The following is a 17997-nucleotide window of genomic DNA, read 5'->3' as shown; positions in this document are numbered from 1 at the left end:
ATTATTATGCTACCCCGTCTGCCGTTGCCCCATACTCTTTCTGTTCTCTTGCTCACGGGAACCAGCCTTAGCTTTGCTGGCACAGCAGTAGCAGATACAACCATTGTGCCTGCACAAAACGTGAATGCACCTGCGGCTTCAAAAAAAGCACTCTCCAAAAAGCAATCTTCAAACGCACAAAGAGAGACAACCAAAACCAATCAGGCCAGCACGTCCGAACGCTGGACCGTAACGGCGCAAGGGCGCGCCCGTCTGACGGGTATATCCCCCAACCAGAAATACACCGCGTCTCTGCTTGATACGCCCCGTACGGTTTCCGTCATTACGCAGGCACAGATGAAGCTGGTAAATGCGACATCGTTTGAAGAAGCCATGCGCACCGTGCCGGGAATCAGCTTCCGTGGCGGGGATGCCTACGCCATTCCGGGGGGCAATTACCCCATTATTCGCGGCTTTGGGTCGTATAGTAATATGTTTATTGACGGTATGCGCGATAGTGGCGTGTCGCAGCGTGAAGTCTTTGACGTTGACCAGATGGAAGTTTTGAAAGGCCCTGCTTCGGTTTATGGCGGCCGTGGGGGCTTGGGTGGACAGATCAACATCACCACAAAAAAAGCTCAACAAGGCAACATTACAGCGGCACAGATTGGTTTTGGCACGGCTGACTACAAACGCGGCACGTTTGATATTAACCGGATGATTGGGAACCATACCGCAGTGCGGCTGAATGCCATGGGGTCAGACGGTGTAACTGCGGGGCGTGCGCCAACCGGGAATCATCGTTGGGGTGTTGCACCTTCCGTTTCCTTCGGGCTGGGCACCCCTACACGCCTTACGCTTGGCTATTACCATCTCTATTCTGACGGCATGCCAGATTATTCAACTCCATACAGCAAGATTACGCACGAACCGCTGGATATTCCGCGCCACACAGTGCTTGGTCTCAAAAATCGTGATTTTGAACGTAGCACGACTGACATGGGACAAGTCATTCTTGAACGGGATTTGTGGCGCAATTTTGTGTTCCGCAACACCCTTCAGTGGACAAGCACGCAGTATGATTTTCTGGCGACCAACCCGCAGTGGAAAAACACCAATCCATTAGATGATACCATTCTTCTTGAAGCGAAATCAGGCCAGTTCCACACAGATAATTTTCAGGAACAAGCTATGATTTCCGGAAAGTTTAATACCGGATTCATCAAGCACTCTGTCAATTTCGGCATTGAGGTCTCGCGTGAGCGCTCTACCCGAAATGAACTGTATGTCAGGGATTCTGGTGGCAACAATATGCGAAATGGTGGTCCATGCAGTATCGCGTATAACTGTGTCTCTGCCAGCAATCTGGGAAGCTGGAGTTCATCAAACCCATGGACAGGATCTTATTCCGTGGGTGAGCCCGGTATTGCCCAGTTGAATACCAATGTGAATACTGGCTCCGCTTACGCTTTTGACACCATGAGCATGCTACATGATCATCTTCTTATCAATGGTGGTGTACGCTTTGATCGCTTCATGACATCGGCCGTGCAAGGCAATGTGGGGCTAAGCAACAATCAGAGTTTCATAAATTATCAGGCAGGCATAATTTACAAACCGATAAAGCCAGTCAGCCTTTATTTCTCTTATGCGACTGCATCCAACCCGATTGGGGTGGATGCCGGGGCTGATGGGCAAATTGCACTTTCCAAATCCAACCAGTCTCTGTCACCCCAAAACGGCAAGAATATTGAGGTTGGCGCGAAAGCCGACCTTTTCAAAAACCGACTATCCACAACATTTTCTCTGTTTGACGGCAAAATGACTAACGCACAGGTTTCAGACGGTTATGGCAACATGATTAACGCTGGCACCCAGCGCGTCAGGGGCGCTGAAATCAGCGTTGCGGGTAGCCTGACAAAACGCTGGGAAGTTTTTGGCGGCTGGACTTACCTTGACAGCACCGTCATCAATGGTGGCCCAACACATGCCAACGTGGGCAAACGCTTTCCATACACGCCCGGAAATTCTGTTTCATTCTGGAGCACCTATCGCATTCTCCCCAAGTTCAAAGCGGGTGGTGGCCTGACTTATATGAGCAAACGCTACACCAATGTTAATAACCAGACATGGGTGCCCGAATATGTGCGTATCGATCTTGTCGCCGATTATCAGTTCACCAACTATCTTGACCTGCAAGCCAATTTACAGAATCTGACAAACAAGCGTTATTACGATAAAATCTATACAAACTACTCCCGCATTGCGGCAGGTCGTGCTGTAACATTCCAGCTTAGTCTGAAGCTGTAACTAGAAACGCCTAACGGTATTCTGATTTTCACAGACAGAATACCGTTAGAAAGAGAAACTCTTAATTAAAATAACGAATTTCCACTTATGCTCTTACACCATTTTTTCTGAAAATTGGCAGGGAGAGTGTACATTTCAGCCCCGGAGCATTATCGGACAACACAATCGTGCCGCCATGCAGGCGCACGATCGCCTGCACCAGACTCAACCCCAGCCCATTTCCCTGCTGGTTACGGCTCTGATCAAGCCTGACGAAACGCTCAAACACACGCTTGTAATCATGCGTGGGAATACCAATGCCGTTATCGGCAACAACAACGCAAGTCTGTTGCCCAGACGGAAAAACACTCACTGTGATTATGCTGTTCTTCCCTGAATATGTAATAGCATTTTCAATAAGATTAGCAATCGCCTGCCGCAGAAGAACCCGGTGGCCTGCTATCGGTTTCACCGGAACAATAGAGACACTAAGGGTTTGCGCCTGATCTTCCACAACCGAGTAGTAAGGCTCAAGAACGCCATCAACCAGTTCAGCCATATCCAGCGTTTCAACACTGTCCTTCCATGTTCCCGATTCAAGCTGCGCCAGTTTTAAAAGTGAGGAGAAAATTTCCAGCGCGCTATCAAGATGTTCTATTGAAAGACCAATCTGTGACTTGACCTGTGGCAACGTCATGTCTTTTTCCAGTGTCTGATCAAGGATATTTCTGACCCGCGATAAAGGCCTGCGCATATCATGCGCAATATCATTTGATACCTGATGCAAGCTGTTGATCAGCGCTTCATTCTGAGCAAACAATGCGTTCAGGCTTTGAGAAAGATGATCCAATTCATCACCTGTTCCTCTTAGCGGAATACGGCGCGCCATATTACCACGCATGATACTTCTTGCTGTCAGGCTTATGCTTTCTATCCAGTGCAGAACAACATGACTCAGCAGAAGGCCGCCCGCTACGCCCAGAATACCAAACCCGACTATCCCCCATAAAACAGTCGTCCATAATGCGTGCTTCAGCCTTGCGAGGGGGGATGCGTCGATACCAACAAAATAATAGCCGCCGTCTGTCAGTTTATATCCCACCCCGTAAACACGGCTTTGGTTTTCACTCCGTGGCAATCTGTGCGCCCATGCAAGCCAACGCGGCCCGGCCACAGGGCGCAGATGCAACATATTACCTGCAACAACAGTTTGATTGCGATCTTGCAAAAGATAGAAAAAGCCCGGTTCATGCAGCACAAACCCTTGCACAACTGGCAGCAGGTGGGTCACATCCCTGCCCCCGGCAGACGCAAATGTTTCCTCGCCTTCGTTCTGCACCGTCTGCTCCAGTTGCTGCCTCAACAAACTCTGGCTATGCAACCCTGACAAGCTGGTAACAAGCATCCCTGAAAACACAAAAAAGACTGAAAACAGGGTAACAATGCGAAAAGAAGAACTGGCGACAAGACGCTTGATGCTGCGTTGCCCCGTCTTAGACATTTGGCTGAAATGCCCCTGTATCAGCCGACATAACGTAACCTTGGCCCCGTACGGTATGAATAAGGGCCGGACCATTGCGCCCCAGTTTTTCCCGCAAGCGACTTAGGTGCGTTTCAACAACATTGGTACGCACTGGAAAATCCATGTCCCACACATGCTTTAAGAGCATTTGACGGGAAAGAACCGTATCTGGGTGACGCATAAAATATTCAAGCAACCGCATTTCCTGTGGTTGCAACAGTATTTTTTCGTCACTGCGGGTAACATCGCGCGTCAATAGATTAAATGTGACATCTGCCAGATAAAGATGCGTAACCTGCCACACCGGGCTAAAGCGCTGAAACAGCACCTGTATGCGTGCTAGAAGTTCACGCACAGCGAATGGCTTGACCACATAATCATCCCCACCATGTCGCAAACCGTCAACGCGATTGAACACGCTATCCATGGCGGTCAGAAATATAACCGGGGTTGTTATCCCCTCGGACCGCATTTTTTCCAAAATGGACAACCCATCGTAACCGGGCAACATGCGGTCCAGAACAATGACGTCCCACTTTTCGGCAAAAATACGGGTAAGCCCATCTATGCCATTTTCACTAACAGACAGATCAATCTGGGCGCAGGAAAGCCCGTCACGCACGTAAGAAACCGTATCCGGGTCATCTTCTACCAGCAGCACACGCGGTGCCACCGCGCTACCGTGTGTTTTAAAGGTATCTTGGGCAGGGTGCGGGTTTAACTCTGCCTGATGCCCTTCATATCGCTGTGCCAGAACGCGTGCCATGCTTCCCTACCCCACCGCATCAGAATAACACCGCCTTACACAATACCCTGATTGCCTCTGCCCTGCCCGCGTTAATGTCGCGGGTCTTCATGCACGGTATCGAGGTCAGTAAAGCGTGTGTATTCACCTTCGAAATACAGATGCACTGTTCCGGTTGGTCCGTGTCTCTGTTTTTCCAGAATCAGTTCAGCCTTGTTATGCACAAGCCCCATTTTACGCTGCCAGTCATCAAGCGCTGCCGAGTATTTGTCCATGGAATCAAATGCTGTTTCCTTGGGCATACGCTGTTGCAGATAATATTCATCACGATACACAAACATGACGGCGTCAGCGTCCTGCTCAATCGAGCCGGATTCACGCAGATCTGACAGCATTGGGCGTTTGTCTTCGCGGCTTTCAACCTGACGCGAGAGCTGGGACAGCGCTATGACGGGCACCTCCAACTCTTTCGCAATCGCTTTCAGGCCCTGTGTGATCATGGATATTTCCAGAACGCGACTTTCAGGACGTGTACCGACTGATGGGCGCATCAACTGAAGATAATCGACTACTACAAGGCTAAGCCCTTTGGTCCGCTTCAACCGGCGGCATCGGGTGCGCATAGCAGACAGGGAAATGGCTGGCGTATCATCAATCACCAGTGGCAGACGCGCAAGTTCGCGGCTGACACGCACAAAGCGATCAAACTCTTTCTGCCCGATATCACCACGACGAATACGTTCGCTTGAGACCTCTGACTGCTCGGACAGAATACGGGCGGCAAGCTGTTCAGCCGACATTTCCAGCGAGAAAATTGCAACCGCGCCTTTGGGCTGCACACCCGGGCCTTTGTCTTCTGCATCCTGCATCAAAGCACGGGCGGCAGAAAACGCAATTTTGGTTGCCAGAGCAGTTTTGCCCATGGCAGGACGCCCAGCCAGAATCAGCAAATCGGACGGGTGCAAGCCGCCCGTTTTCTTATCAAAATCACGCAGACCCGATGTCAGACCAGAAACATGACCTTCATTTTTGAAGGCCTGCTCTGCTGTCGCAATGGCGCTGGCCAAGGCACGGTCAAACACCACAAAGCCGCCATCCTGCCCTTTTTCCGTAGCCAGACGGAACAAGGCTTCTTCCCCGGCCGCAATCTGGTCTGGGCCGGAAAGGTCAGACGTTGCACCAAAAGCGTTGTTTACAACGCCTTCCCCAATATCAATCAACTGACGGCGTATCCATGCATCATGAATGGCGCGCCCATAATCGCCCGCATTGATGATACCAACCATGGACGTCAGAAGCTTACCCAGATAGGCCATGCCGCCAACGTCTGACAAAATACCCGAATTTTCGAGTTCTGCCCGCAACGTCACGGGGTCCGCCAACTGACCGTTTTCAATGCGGCGGGCAATAGCGTCGTACAGACGGCCATTCACCTGGCTGGCAAAATGGGCCCCTGCCAGAAAGTCAGACACGCGGTCATACGCACGATTGTTGGTCAGCAATGCGCCAAGAAGGGCCTGCTCGGCTTCAATATTGGCCGGGGGCTGGCGAAGGGAAAGCGACAGAAGCGTTTCGTCTTCCTGTCGGGCGGGGTCGGTTTTGGTCATGTTCACGTCGTTGGTTCTAACAGGTCTTCATGTGGCAGGCTATTTACTGCCTTATCCAGCGCGTCATAGGCTGTGGTGATATGATACAGAGAACTTGTGGGAATTTTATCGACTTTTGGCTCTCCTGCTTCATCGAGCTGGTCTAGCCATGTTCCGGCTGGGCAACCGGCAAAATAACGGGTCAACAAATTGGTTGCCATGCGGGCCGCCAAACCATCTGTATCGCGTGGGTTTTGCGTCAGCACACCGCGCACGGCTTCCCCCTGAACCCACAGACGCGAAGATGCTTTCAGCAGCGAACCATCACGCCCTACCGCGTCATACACCAATGCAGTTTGCTGATTGACGCCGTAGCGGAGTGCAAAATCATACAGGCGGTTTGCTTGTGCCGATGTGTCCACGCCACTTAGCCGCGTGTAGTCCTTCAGAAGCCAGACCCATTCAAAATGATGGCCCGGCTCCAGCCAGTTTCCTTGATCGCCTTCTGACGGTTGCCAATTTTGCGTAAAAAATTCGCCAAGGGTCCCGGTTTGGGCGTCCTGAAACTGTGTGCTGAAAAGCTGATACAGGTCATGCGCAAGGACTAAATCAGCTTGATCCTGCGTTGTGTCATACAATGCCAACACAGCTTCAAGCAGATGCATATGGGGGTTCTGCTGCCGGGGTTCTGCCTGCTGCGGCAGCGTGTTGTAAAACCCGCCACCTGTCGCTGCCATATTGGCCTGCACCCACTGCACGGTTTCTCGTGCCAAACAGACCGCCTGACCAGATGCATCCAACCTGCCGTACCAGGCCAGTGCGAACACGACAAACGCCAGATCATACAAATCTGCTGTTGTGTCCAGCATTTTTCCATCTGGCGTCAGGCTCCGTGACCAACGCCCAGATCCTTCATGCGCCTTCAGCAGAAAAGCGTAAATTCCATCAGCGCGCGACCGCCCGGTGGGCCATCCGCGCAAGGCCGCCCAGGAAAAGACAAACAACTGTCGGGCCTGCACCCGTACCCGCTTGAATGCCGCATGGGCTGACACACCCGTTACGGTCAGACATTCCTGCGCGCCAAGAAAGGCTGGGGTCTGCGCTGTTCCATCACAGCCAGTCGTGGCCCAGAAGGGTAATGCACTATCAAACAGCCAGTCACGAAACTGGGCATGCACCACGCGTAATGGATGTGCCGATTGCGATGCGCCTGCGGATCGGGCTGTGATGGTTTCCGGTTTGTTATAGGTAGGCATCAGACGCGCCGTATCCGGCCAATAGTAGAGGTTGTGGAGTGACCCTCTGCCAGATTGGCCAGCACAAGCCTGCCGCCTGCCGCCATGACAATATCGGCCCCCACAACATTTTCCGGTTTATAATCTGCGCCTTTTATCAACACATCGGGCATCAACGTCTGAATGGTTTCAAGCGGCGTATCTTCTTCAAATGCCACCACCGCATCCACATACCGCACGGCGGCCATAACACGGGCACGTGAATCAAGCGTGTTGACGGGGCGTTCGGGGCCTTTCAGGCGGCTGATACTTGCGTCGGTATTCAAAGCGACAACCAGACGGTCACACGCGGCCCGTGCTTCTGCCAGCAGGCTGACGTGTCCGGGATGAAGAATGTCAAAACAGCCGTTGGTAAAACCAACTTTTAGCCCACGGGCCTGCCAGCGCTGTACCTGTGCGCGTGCTGCGGCCAGCGGCAGAAGATGGGGCGCTTCATCAGGGCCGGACTGTTCATCAAGTTCGTGCAGGACTTCCTGAATATCTGCGGTGGCTGTTCCCAATTTGCCCACCACCACACCTGCGGCAGCGTTGGCAACGCACATGGCCTGTTCAAATGCCAGACCCGCCCCTACAGCCAGCGCCATGGTGGCAATCACGGTATCACCCGCGCCCGATACGTCGAATACCTCACGCGCACGGGTGGGAATTGACACAACAGCCCCATCCCGCTGCACCAGCATCATACCTTTTTCTGACCGGGTTGCCAGAATGGCATCCGCTTCAGCATCGGCCATCACCTTACGGGCCGCGGCCTCCACCATGGCTTCTGTTTCAACAGGCAGGCCAGACGCTGCCGCCAGTTCTTTGGCGTTAGGGGTAATGCAGGTCGCCCCACAATACAGCCGGTAATCGGCTGATTTCGGGTCAACAAAAACAGGAATACCCTGTGCCTTTGCTGCACGGAAAACGTGGTCAAGCACTTGCGGGCTACAGACGCCCTTCCCGTAGTCTGAAACAACAACAGCCTGCACGCCGGTTATCCGGGCTTCAATTTCTGCACACAGATCTGCCGCTTCGGCTGGTTGCAGAGGCAGGCGGCTTTCTTCATCCGCCCGCACAACCTGCTGATGCACAGCAATAAAACGTGTTTTGCAGATGGTGGGCCGAACGGTGGTTTTCACGGTTGCATCAACCACGTTCTGCTGACCTGCAAGAGCACTGCGCAGCAGGCCCCCTGCTTCATCGTTCCCGACCAGCCCCACCAGAACGGCCTTCCCGCCCAACGCCGTGATGTTACTGGCCACATTCCCTGCGCCACCCGCCATTTCACGCCGCTTATCCAGCAGCAGAACAGGAACCGGCGCTTCAGGGGAAATGCGTTCCATGCTGCCGTACAGAAAACGGTCCAGCATCACATCGCCCAGGCACAGAATGGAAACGGATGAAAAATCCATAAAATTCAGGCTCCAAAAGTCCCGACAAAGTCTGCTAGGCCGGTCTGACGGCGGGTTTTCAGACGTCCGGCTGTTAAAATGGCACGCGCTTCAAAAATGGCGCGGTCCAGTTCCGTGTTGACCACAACATGATCGAATTCCTGCCAATGTGAAATCTCATCACGCGCGGCGGCCATCCGTTTTGCAATTTCGTCCGCGTGGTCAGACGCACGGGAATGAAGCCGACGTTCCAGTTCTTCCAGAGAAGGCGGCAATACAAACAGGCTGACAACATCATCCGGCAGCGCCTTGCGCACCTGCTGGTGGCCCTGCCAGTCAATATCAAAGACCATGTCATGCCCGGCAGCCAGCGCTTCTTCTACCGGTGCACGCGGCGTACCATAGCCACGCCCGAACACGATGGCCCATTCCAGAAGCTGGCCTGTTGCGGCCATTTCCTCAAACTGTTCCATCGTGCGGAAATGGTAGTGAACCCCCTCTTTCTCACCAGGACGGGGCTGGCGGGTCGTCACGGAAACCGAGTGCCGCAGCCGTGGTTCAGAGGCCCGTAAGGCGTTGGCAATGGTTGATTTTCCAGCCCCTGAGGGTGCTGAAATAACAAAACAGACTCCGCGCCGTTTCACCCCAGTTCCTGCTTCAGACGTTCTGCCCTGCACCATGCCGCAATCCAACTCCACTCTGTGACGCCTCCGCGCATGTCATGGCAAAGCACCGTTTTGGTCAATGCGCATGCCCGATCTGTCGGGAGGCATGCAGCCCTTCTAACAGTCTCGCGTTAAGAGGGCGACCATGAAACACGATACCGTTCTGATAACCGGCGCGTCCTCCGGCCTTGGGCGCTCGCTGGCTCTTACTCTGGCACGGCCCGGACGCATGCTGCATCTGGGTGGCCGCAACGAAACCCGCCTGCTGGAGACAGCCCGCGCCTGTATTTCTCGCGGGGCCGGGGTGCGGATCAGGCTGTGTGACGTTACCGACCAAAGCGGAATGGAAGAATGGATACAAACTCTCGGCCCGCTTGATCTGGTGCTGGCCTGTGCCGGGATTACCGGCGGCACCCGTAAACCAACCAAACCGGATAGCGCACCATACGAACCCGACGAGCAGATACGGCGCTTTTTCGCCACCAACCTTGATGGGGTGCTGAACACCGTCCTGCCAGCGCTTAACGTGATGCAACACCAACCGCGTGGCGCAGATGGCATGCGGGGGCGAATCTGCGCCATATCCTCGGTTGCCGGTCTTGTGTCCTACCCCGGCACCCCATCTTATGGGGCGGCCAAAGCGGCGGTTGACCGGTTTATGGTGGCAACAGGGGGTAACATGCGACAGGCGGGTATTCTGCTTTCCTCAGTTGTGTGCGGTTTTCTGAACACGCCCATGACGGCCCGCAACCGCTTTCCCATGCCCGGACTGACAGACGTTGAAAACGCCAGCCGTCGTATTCTACGGGGGCTGCGCCGGAATGAACGGCGTATTGTTTTTCCATTATGGCTTGCAGCCGGGTCCAGATTTATGGACCTTCTGCCTATCAGGCTGGCAGAAGCCTATTATATTCGTCAGCCAACCGGATCTGCGGGCAGCATGCCTGAACCAGACCTGTCATGACCCCCCAAGCCTGAGGACACCGCCCGGCATGAACCACCAGCCCGCCTCTGCCCCTCCCCCTTCCGCTGGCGGTCTGATGGAAGAACTCTCCGCCGCATCGGTGCGAGAACCCGTACCCGCGGCCCTGAAGACCATGAAAATGGACCGCGTGTTCTGGAGCCATTTTTCGCCCAACCTTGGTCCCGGTGGATGGGTAACAGGCGCATTGCTGACCAGCATGGGGCTGGATTTCAAAACCGGTGTTCTGGCGATTGTTCTGGGCAATATTATTGGGGCCCTGCCTGTGGCTCTGGCCGCCGCCATCGGGCCAGCCATGGGCTTGACGCAAATGGAAGCATCACGTCGTGCCCTGGGCCAGAAAGGGATTCGCCCGCCGGCTTTTCTAAACTGGATTTATTGCGTGGGGTGGGACGCCGTAAACAACGTCCCAGCTGCCACGGCTCTTATGGCGCTGCTGCTTCTGGGCGGCATTTCAGCTCCATTCTGGCTGGCGCTGGGCGTACTGGCAGGGGCACAGATGGTCGCATCGATTTATGGGCATCATGTTGTGCAGCTTTTGCAGAAGTATCTGGGGGCGTTGCTGCTGGTTACGTTTACCCTGATGGGCGTGACACTGGCGTTAGAAGGCACAGCCCCGATTACGGCGCATCACCCCGTCACATGGCAGACCTTTCTGCTGGCAACGGGCGTATTGGTCAGCTTTAACCTGTCTTGGGCATCTTATTCATCTGACTACACGCGGTATCTTCCGGCCTCTTCCAACCCCACAAAAGTTGTATCGCTGGCATTGGCCGGACTGCTGGGGTCTGCCATCCCGTTTCAGATTCTCGGCCTGCTGACAGCGGGCAGCGTGGCTGACCCATCACCCACTGCTGTCATAGCGTCCCTTCAACATGCCATGGGGCCGCTGGGGGCTGTGGCGCTGGGGGCGATTGCGCTGTCATCCATTACCGGCAATTCGTTTAATGATAATACGGCCAGCTACAGCCTAATTTCGGCGGGATTATACGTGCCGCGTGTGGCAGCCGCCATTCTGACAGCACTGCTGGGTTACGTTCTGGCCGTTGCCGGGGCTGGCCGCTACACTAGCCTGTATACGGACTATCTGATGGTAACCATGTACTGGATAGCCCCATGGATCGGCATTGTGCTGGCTGACTGGTATTTCGGAAACCGTAAGGTTCATGCCGTGCCACCCGGATGGACATATGGCGCTACCATTTTTGCCGTTACATCCGTGCTGACCATTCTGCTGTTTTCAAGCAGCACACTTTATACCGGCCCCATAGCCCAGTGGCTGAATGGGGCCGACATTGGCTATTACGTGGGCTTTTTTGTCGCGGCTGGCTGGTATGTGCTGGGCATGCGCACACGGGCCAATTCGTAAAGGCCCACTGCGGCCGCTACGGACACATTCAGGCTTTCCATCTCACCGGGCATGTAAAGCCCGGCAATTTCGTCGCAGCTTTCACGCGTTAAGCGGCGCAGGCCCTTGCCCTCCGCCCCCAGAACCAGTGCCACACGACGGTTTTCAAAAGATGGGCCGTCCAGAAGGCCACCACCAGCATCCAGCCCCACTGTCCAGCAGCCAGCTTTCTGCAACGCTTCAATGGCGCGTGACAGATTAACTTCGCGCACCATGGGCACAGTCTCCAACGCGCCAGAAGCCGCTTTGGCCAGAACCGCGGTTTCCTCGGGCGCATTACGGTCCTGCACCACCAGACAGGCTGCGCCAAATGCAGCGGCCGAGCGCAGAATAGCCCCGACATTGCGTGGGTCTGTAACCTGATCAAGCACCAGCACCGGGCCGGGTCTTTCAAGTGCGTCTTCCAAAGACAGGTTGGGCAGCAGTTTGACCAAGGCGGCAACGCCCTGATGCACTGCTTCATCACCCAACAGTTCGTCCAGCTTGGCGCGCTGCACGATTTCAGGCTCAACCCGAACTGTTGCACCAGCTTCGTGCGCGGCCAGTATGGCCGGATGTTCGCCCTCCGTCACCAGCAGGCGCTGGAAAACACGACGGGGATTTGTCAGCGCGGCGGCAACGGCATGTGTACCAAACAGCCAGCAGCTTCCGGCAGGCGCACCCCCACCTTCCCGACCGCCAGAGGACTGGGCACGCTGATGACGGGACGGACGCCCGGAACGGGGATTACGCATTAGAACCTTTGATCTCTCTTACTCTTTCCCCTCCCCTACCGCATGTTCCGGTCAGGCCGCCATCCCTTTATGGTGGGCAGGGCAGAATGGGCTGTGTTTGTTCGTTTTCACCGCGCCCTTAGGGCACGTAAGGCCTGAAGAGTGGCTTGGGTCAGTGGTTCGGGCAAATGATCCAGCGCAAACCATTTCACAGCAGCCAATGCATCTGGTTCCTGCACTACAGGGTCACCCTGACAATTTTCCACCAGATAAACCGGAGCAACCCAATGTTGCTTCTGCGCCCGGTCAATCTGGTCAACCACACACAGCACCTGACGGGGCGTAATAATCAGCCCCAGTTCCTCCCGGATTTCACGCGCCACAGCGGCTGGGACTGTTTCAAACGGATCGACCTTACCGCCCGGCAGGCCCCAGTGGTCTGCCTCCGGGTTACGCCTGCGTTTTACCAACACGATTTTGCCGTCGCGTATAATGGCCGCGCCACACCCGACGCGCGGCATATTGCTGTCATTCACCCGCCATCACCCTATAAAAGACAAGACTTTTTCAGAACCGATGATCAAAGACCTAAAGATCCTTTTTTAAGGGATGGGCGGCAACGCTGTGTCAACAGTAATAGGTTTGTCACCTTTCAACAGGGCTGTGACTTCAGCCTCATTTGCCACTGCGGGAGGAGAGCCTCGCAATGGCATGCGGGCTGTTTCACGCACGGTCAGCATGGTCAGAATACCGACAACAGCAGCGCCCATAAGGTAATAAGCCGGTACCATCATATCGCCGGTTGAACGCACAAGCCACGCCGTTAACAACGGTGTCGTGCCACCAAACAGGGATACCGAAATATTAAAAGCCATGGACAAAGCAGTGTAACGCACGGGGGTATAAAACAGGGCGGGCAATGTTGCTGGCATTGAACTGGTAAAACACACCAAAGACAGCCCCAGAAGCATCAGCCCCAGGAAAATAAGGCTATCATTATTACTCTGCACCAACAGAAGCGACGGAACAGACAGTAGCAAAATAGCCAGACACGCCCCGATGATCATGGGACGACGGCCCAATTTGTCGCTGAAAATACCACCAACAATATTCAGCGGCATCATGATCAGCATGACAATAATAATCAGCAACAGGCCTTTGCTTTCCGGGTACCCAAGCGTCACGCTCAGATAACTGGGCATGTAGGTCAGCACCATGTAGTAGGTGACGTTAAACACAAGCACCAGACCAATACATTTCAGTAACTGCCGCCAGTGAACACGGAATAGTTCTGACCATCCGGGCTTTTCGTTCTCGCGTTTTTCGGCTTCTTCCGCATAGGCCTGAAAAGCTGGCGTTTCTTCCAGCTTCATACGCATATACAGCCCAAGCAAACCCAGTGGGCCGGCCACCAGAAAAGGAATACGCCAGCCCCAGTTCAGCAACTGGCTGTCAGTCAGCAGAAGTTGCAGGGCCGTGACAGTCCCCGCACCCACAACGTAACCGGCAAGAGTTCCGAACTCCAGCCAGCTTCCCATCAGGCCGCGCCTGCGGTCAGTGGAGTATTCTGCAATGAAGGTCGCGGCACCCCCATATTCCCCACCCGTGGAAAAACCTTGCACCATACGGGCAACCAGCAACAAAGCCGGGGCCCACAGCCCGATGCTTTGATAAGAGGGGATCAGACCAATGGCGAACGTACCGGCCGCCATCATGACCATGGTGAAGGCCAGAACTTTCTGACGTCCGTATCTGTCACCCAATGGCCCGAACACCATGCCACCAATTGGCCGCACCAGAAACGCGACCGTAAAAGCAGCGAATGTTGCCAGAAGCTGGGCTGATGGATCATCGGACGGGAAAAACACCCGCCCCAATGTCACAGCAATATAGCCGTACACGCCAAAATCGAACCATTCCATGGCGTTGCCTAAGGCGGCAGCACCAACGGCCCGTTTCAGCATTTCGGCATCGACTACCGTAATATCATCGGGGTTCATCTGTCTGCGGCGCTTGAACCACCCAAAATGGGCATGCGCCGTTCCAGAATCCTGCATCGGGGTTTTTCCTCCAAAATGCGGCACTGTGCTGACAAGACCAGCTTTGGCAAAGAACTTGCCCAGCGCCAATGTCCCTTCTGATAGTCAGAAAGGCCGACAACTTTCCTGTTTCAAGTGTCGAAGATAACGCGCTTATGTGACAGAAGTTTATAAAAAAAGAAAGCCTTATTCTTTTTCTTAACCAACCCCCACAACATTAAAAAAATATCTTTTCGTTTACGTTTTATAATTTCATTTACTTTAAATATACACTCAAAACATAAAACATTATTAGAAAACCTTACCATTTATAGGAAAGTGTTACATACACAGACCGCCCCGGTGCCCATGCACAGGCGACGGACCGGGTACAGACCGCTACATATTTGCGATCTGTTATATTGGTGCCGTTAAACTGCACCCCCATACGTTTGTAATCAATATGAGCCTGAAGGTCGCCCACCAGTTGGCTGGGTACTAAAAACGTTGCTGGCAATGCGCCCGCTGTGTTCCCGGTGTAGCGCAAACCACCACCCAGCCCTGCCACAATAGTGCGCGTCAGGGCAAAGTCACGTTTCAGGAAAAAAGATGCCATATGCGATGGGACGGCAACAGGCCTCTGCCCAACCTGATTGGCAACGGTTGATCGGGTAATGCGCGGGTCCTGATAGGTATAGGATGCCAGAAAATCGATCTTGAACGGTAAACGCCCTACCCCTTCAAATTCGAATCCTCTGGTCCGTTGCTCCCCTGTCTGGATGTCATATGTTGAATCGGCTGGGTCTGTTGTCAGAACATTGGTTTCGACAAGATTGAAGAAATCTGCTGTCAGAAGAAAGTCTTTCCCCCACGGGGCATTCCCGACAGGTTTGTATTTCAACCCTGCTTCAATCTGCTTTCCGCGCGTGGGAACAAACGCGGTATTCAGGCGCGTTGTACCCACCTGCGGCTGGAACGAGGTCGAATATGCAACATAAGGCGAAAGTCCGATAACCGATTTGTAAAGCAGCGCCACACGACCGGTAAAAGCATTATTATTCTGGGGTGTTTTACTACGCGCCAAATTATCAACTGTCAGACTTTGGGTAAAATCACCACGGCTTGAAAGGGTAAGGTAGAAGTCATGCCAAGTGATCTGATCCTGACCATAAACACCAGTCTGGGTTTCTGTCTCATTGGTATTGGTCCGGGTGCCATAGGTTGGCCACGGAATAGCGCGGTAAACCGGATTATACAGGTCAAGCGAAGGGGCGGTACGCTGCCCACGCCGGTTGGCAAGGAAGTCGCTTCTGAAATCGACGCCTATCAAAATCTCCTGCCTGACAGATCCGGTTTTCAGCTTCAGGTCTGACCGGGTATCAAGCGTGACATTGTTATAGTTGGCCGATTGCAAAAGCGCCTGCCGTGTCAGCGTGCGTTGATCTGCCAGTAACGCCACGGCGGTAACATACCGATAATCCAGATCAAGGTGTGCGTAACGCATGTTCTGGGTAATGGTCCAGTTGGGTAAAAGCCGCTTTGTAAAGTTATAGCCTATGGCCACCTGCCGCTTTGAATAAACGTCATAATCAGCATCACTATTCAGGAAATTACGCGCAATAGACCCATAACGGGTACGATAAAGCGTGCCAGCCGCAGATAGAAACTGCGCGGTTGAGCCAGCATCCAGTTGTTCGTAACTGGCCAATACGGTGAAATCCGTTGTGTCATCTGGCCGCCACCGGAAGGATGGAGCCACGTAAATTTCATTATTTTTGATGTTCTTGGCATAGGTGTCCGATTTTCGGATTAACCCGTTAAACCGCCATAAAAGCGTTTTATCCGCGTTTAATGCACCACCAACATCTGCAGCCCCCTGCACACGGCTATAAGACCCGGTCTGAAACGTAATCTCGTTCTGCTGGTTCAGACGCGGGCGTTTGCTGACGGCATTGATAATGCCGCCCAACTGCCCGGAACCATACAGTGATGACGCAGCCCCCCGCAGCACGTCCATTTCCTCAAGCCCCCAAGGCTCGATACTGAATGATTGCGAGGCCGAGGCATCTGGCGTGCGGGTGCCATCCAGATAAATGTCGGGCGAAAAGCCGCGTATGGTGCCAAAGTAACCACGAGGGTCATCCTTGGAGCCATAATCGGACACACCCGCCGCATAGCGCACGGCTTCAGAAACACTCCGCGAATTGAGCATTGCCATCCGCTGCTGCGTAATGACCGTCAGATTCTGCGGTGTATCTTCTATCGGGGTCGATGTTTTGGTCGCGGTGGTCGATGTTGTGGCCAACAACCGATGGCGTGAGGCCGAGACTTCCACATCCTCCTGATTAGCCTTCGTCGTCCAAGACTGGCCGACCCCAGAAGAAACCGCGTGGTGGTTCAGATGGTTGCCTGCCTTAGGCTTTTTCCGTTCCTCTGCCACCGTACGGCCAAGGGCTGTCGTAGCCCCCCAGCAGGGTGCCAACATTACGACAGTAACCAGAACGGAAACACCACGCCGAACGCACATCAGTGCCGCACCATAAAAGCTGGAAAGGAACCAGCCTTGCGCTACCACTAAATGAAAATGATTATCAATTCTATTTTGTAATCACAAAATGCGGAAACACCATAAACTGCCCCTTCATGTCAGCCCCACCATCAAATCGCCCAAAAGGGCATGCTATGGGGCGGAATGGACAATCCCCTCTGCCGCCTGTATCGCTCTGGCTCCATGAACAGCAAGATATGGAGCGGGTCATGACTGCGTCCCGAACCTCATCAGACGGTGCCATCACCTTACACCGGAACGATCTACCCGATGATGTCACCTTCACCGGCTCTGTCGCGGTAGATACCGAGACGATGGGCCTGAAACCACACCGTGACCGGCTGTGCCTTGTGCAGCTTTCAGCGGGGGATGGAACGGCGCATCTGGTACAGCTCATCCCCACGGCGTTGGGTGGCACAGGGTATGACTGCCCGAACCTGAAAGCCGTGCTGGCAGACCCTGCCCTGACCAAAATCATGCATTTTGCCCGCTTTGATGTCGGTATTCTTCAACATGCGCTGGGCATTACGGTCAGCCCGGTTGTATGCACCAAAATTGCCGCGCGCCTTGTCCGCACCTTTACAGACCGGCATGGTCTGGCCGCCCTATGCCGCGACATGCTGGGCGTGGATCTGAGCAAACAGCAGCAATCGTCAGACTGGGGTGCGACCAATCTGAAACCCGAACAACTGGCCTATGCCGCGTCTGATGTCCTGTACCTGCATGCCCTGTGGGAGAAAATGGACACCCTGCTGGCACGTGAAGGACGGCGGGATCTGGCACAGGCCTGCTTCGATTTTCTGCCTGCGCGTGCCCGTCTTGATCTTCTGGGGTATGAAGACCCAGATATTTTTTCTCACCGAGCCTGACCCGC

The 17997-nt window shown here is 54.0% G+C and carries 14 protein-coding genes; 4 read left to right on the top strand and 10 right to left on the bottom strand.

Going from position 1 to position 17997, the window contains the following annotated elements; all coding sequences use genetic code 11:
- Positions 1-6 precede the first annotated feature (6 nt).
- Positions 7-2289: a TonB-dependent receptor gene (locus Abin_RS02555; RefSeq protein ID WP_048844747.1), complete on the top strand. Its 2283-nt coding sequence runs from the start codon at positions 7-9 to the stop codon at positions 2287-2289.
- 85 nt (positions 2290-2374) lie between these two features.
- On the opposite strand, the gene Abin_RS02550 is transcribed toward Abin_RS02555, so the two are convergent.
- The 6 genes from Abin_RS02550 to gmk all read right to left on the bottom strand — a co-directional run bounded on the left by Abin_RS02550 (position 2375) and on the right by gmk (position 9469).
- On the bottom strand, positions 2375-3769 hold the full coding sequence (locus Abin_RS02550; RefSeq protein WP_048844746.1) for a sensor histidine kinase: 1395 nt from the start codon (positions 3767-3769) through the stop codon (positions 2375-2377).
- Positions 3762-4556 (bottom strand): response regulator transcription factor, encoded by a 795-nt coding sequence (locus Abin_RS02545; protein ID WP_084593411.1) that lies wholly within the window; start codon positions 4554-4556, stop codon positions 3762-3764. The genes Abin_RS02550 and Abin_RS02545 overlap by 8 nt, the downstream gene beginning before the upstream one ends.
- Positions 4557-4627: 71 nt before the next feature.
- Positions 4628-6142 (bottom strand): replicative DNA helicase, encoded by a 1515-nt coding sequence (locus Abin_RS02540; protein ID WP_048844745.1) that lies wholly within the window; start codon positions 6140-6142, stop codon positions 4628-4630.
- 2 nt (positions 6143-6144) lie between these two features.
- On the bottom strand, positions 6145-7377 hold the full coding sequence (locus tag Abin_RS02535) for an AGE family epimerase/isomerase (RefSeq protein WP_084593410.1): 1233 nt from the start codon (positions 7375-7377) through the stop codon (positions 6145-6147).
- A complete protein-coding gene (gene rfaE1, locus Abin_RS02530; RefSeq protein ID WP_048844744.1) occupies positions 7377-8810 on the bottom strand; it encodes a D-glycero-beta-D-manno-heptose-7-phosphate kinase in 1434 nt (477 codons plus the stop codon). The genes Abin_RS02535 and rfaE1 overlap by 1 nt, the downstream gene beginning before the upstream one ends.
- 5 nt (positions 8811-8815) lie before the next feature.
- Positions 8816-9469: a guanylate kinase gene (gene gmk, locus Abin_RS02525; protein WP_048844743.1), complete on the bottom strand. Its 654-nt coding sequence runs from the start codon at positions 9467-9469 to the stop codon at positions 8816-8818.
- A 130-nt stretch (positions 9470-9599) separates the two neighbouring features.
- Here gmk and Abin_RS02520 point away from each other — a divergent pair, with 130 nt between their 5' ends.
- Together Abin_RS02520 and Abin_RS02515 are read left to right on the top strand one after the other, a co-directional pair.
- The gene (locus Abin_RS02520; protein ID WP_048844742.1) at positions 9600-10418 is read left to right on the top strand and encodes an SDR family NAD(P)-dependent oxidoreductase; all 819 of its coding nucleotides are present in this window, start codon (positions 9600-9602) and stop codon (positions 10416-10418) included.
- Between the two features lie 28 nt (positions 10419-10446).
- Complete coding sequence (locus tag Abin_RS02515) at positions 10447-11805, top strand: purine-cytosine permease family protein (protein ID WP_048844741.1); 1359 nt, start codon at positions 10447-10449, stop codon at positions 11803-11805.
- On the opposite strand, the gene rlmB is transcribed toward Abin_RS02515, so the two are convergent.
- The 4 genes from rlmB to Abin_RS02495 form a co-directional block, all read right to left on the bottom strand.
- The gene (gene rlmB, locus Abin_RS02510; protein ID WP_048844740.1) at positions 11739-12578 is read right to left on the bottom strand and encodes a 23S rRNA (guanosine(2251)-2'-O)-methyltransferase RlmB; all 840 of its coding nucleotides are present in this window, start codon (positions 12576-12578) and stop codon (positions 11739-11741) included. The genes Abin_RS02515 and rlmB overlap by 67 nt on opposite strands.
- A gap of 107 nt (positions 12579-12685) precedes the next feature.
- Positions 12686-13078, bottom strand: a complete 393-nt coding sequence (locus Abin_RS02505) for an NUDIX hydrolase (protein ID WP_048844852.1) — start codon at positions 13076-13078, stop codon at positions 12686-12688.
- A gap of 81 nt (positions 13079-13159) precedes the next feature.
- The gene (gene proP, locus Abin_RS02500; RefSeq protein ID WP_048844851.1) at positions 13160-14614 is read right to left on the bottom strand and encodes a glycine betaine/L-proline transporter ProP; all 1455 of its coding nucleotides are present in this window, start codon (positions 14612-14614) and stop codon (positions 13160-13162) included.
- A 283-nt stretch (positions 14615-14897) separates the two neighbouring features.
- Positions 14898-17102, bottom strand: a complete 2205-nt coding sequence (locus Abin_RS02495) for a TonB-dependent siderophore receptor (RefSeq protein ID WP_255319238.1) — start codon at positions 17100-17102, stop codon at positions 14898-14900.
- Positions 17103-17332: 230 nt separating this feature from the next.
- On the opposite strand from Abin_RS02495, the gene Abin_RS02490 reads away from it, so the two are divergent.
- Positions 17333-17992 (top strand): ribonuclease D, encoded by a 660-nt coding sequence (locus Abin_RS02490; RefSeq protein WP_048844739.1) that lies wholly within the window; start codon positions 17333-17335, stop codon positions 17990-17992.
- Positions 17993-17997 lie beyond the last annotated feature (5 nt).

It is taken from the genome of Acetobacter indonesiensis, assembly GCF_000963945.1.
GTDB classification, from domain to species: Bacteria; Pseudomonadota; Alphaproteobacteria; order Acetobacterales; family Acetobacteraceae; genus Acetobacter; species Acetobacter indonesiensis.
This window is presented reverse-complemented; position numbering and strand designations above follow the sequence as displayed.

Bases quoted from the DNA above. Each gene is read 5' to 3' on its own strand.
- Abin_RS02555 (WP_048844747.1), top strand. From the start codon at position 7: ATGCTACCCCGTCTGCCGTTGCCCCATACTCTTTCTGTTCTCTTGCTC.
- Abin_RS02550 (WP_048844746.1), bottom strand. From the start codon at position 3,769: ATGTCTAAGACGGGGCAACGCAGCATCAAGCGTCTTGTCGCCAGTTCT.
- Abin_RS02545 (WP_084593411.1), bottom strand. From the start codon at position 4,556: ATGGCACGCGTTCTGGCACAGCGATATGAAGGGCATCAGGCAGAGTTA.
- Abin_RS02540 (WP_048844745.1), bottom strand. From the start codon at position 6,142: ATGACCAAAACCGACCCCGCCCGACAGGAAGACGAAACGCTTCTGTCG.
- Abin_RS02535 (WP_084593410.1), bottom strand. From the start codon at position 7,377: ATGCCTACCTATAACAAACCGGAAACCATCACAGCCCGATCCGCAGGC.
- rfaE1 (WP_048844744.1), bottom strand. From the start codon at position 8,810: ATGGATTTTTCATCCGTTTCCATTCTGTGCCTGGGCGATGTGATGCTG.
- gmk (WP_048844743.1), bottom strand. From the start codon at position 9,469: ATGGTGCAGGGCAGAACGTCTGAAGCAGGAACTGGGGTGAAACGGCGC.
- Abin_RS02520 (WP_048844742.1), top strand. From the start codon at position 9,600: ATGAAACACGATACCGTTCTGATAACCGGCGCGTCCTCCGGCCTTGGG.
- Abin_RS02515 (WP_048844741.1), top strand. From the start codon at position 10,447: ATGAACCACCAGCCCGCCTCTGCCCCTCCCCCTTCCGCTGGCGGTCTG.
- rlmB (WP_048844740.1), bottom strand. From the start codon at position 12,578: ATGCGTAATCCCCGTTCCGGGCGTCCGTCCCGTCATCAGCGTGCCCAG.
- Abin_RS02505 (WP_048844852.1), bottom strand. From the start codon at position 13,078: ATGCCGCGCGTCGGGTGTGGCGCGGCCATTATACGCGACGGCAAAATC.
- proP (WP_048844851.1), bottom strand. From the start codon at position 14,614: ATGCAGGATTCTGGAACGGCGCATGCCCATTTTGGGTGGTTCAAGCGC.
- Abin_RS02495 (WP_255319238.1), bottom strand. From the start codon at position 17,102: ATGTGCGTTCGGCGTGGTGTTTCCGTTCTGGTTACTGTCGTAATGTTG.
- Abin_RS02490 (WP_048844739.1), top strand. From the start codon at position 17,333: ATGACTGCGTCCCGAACCTCATCAGACGGTGCCATCACCTTACACCGG.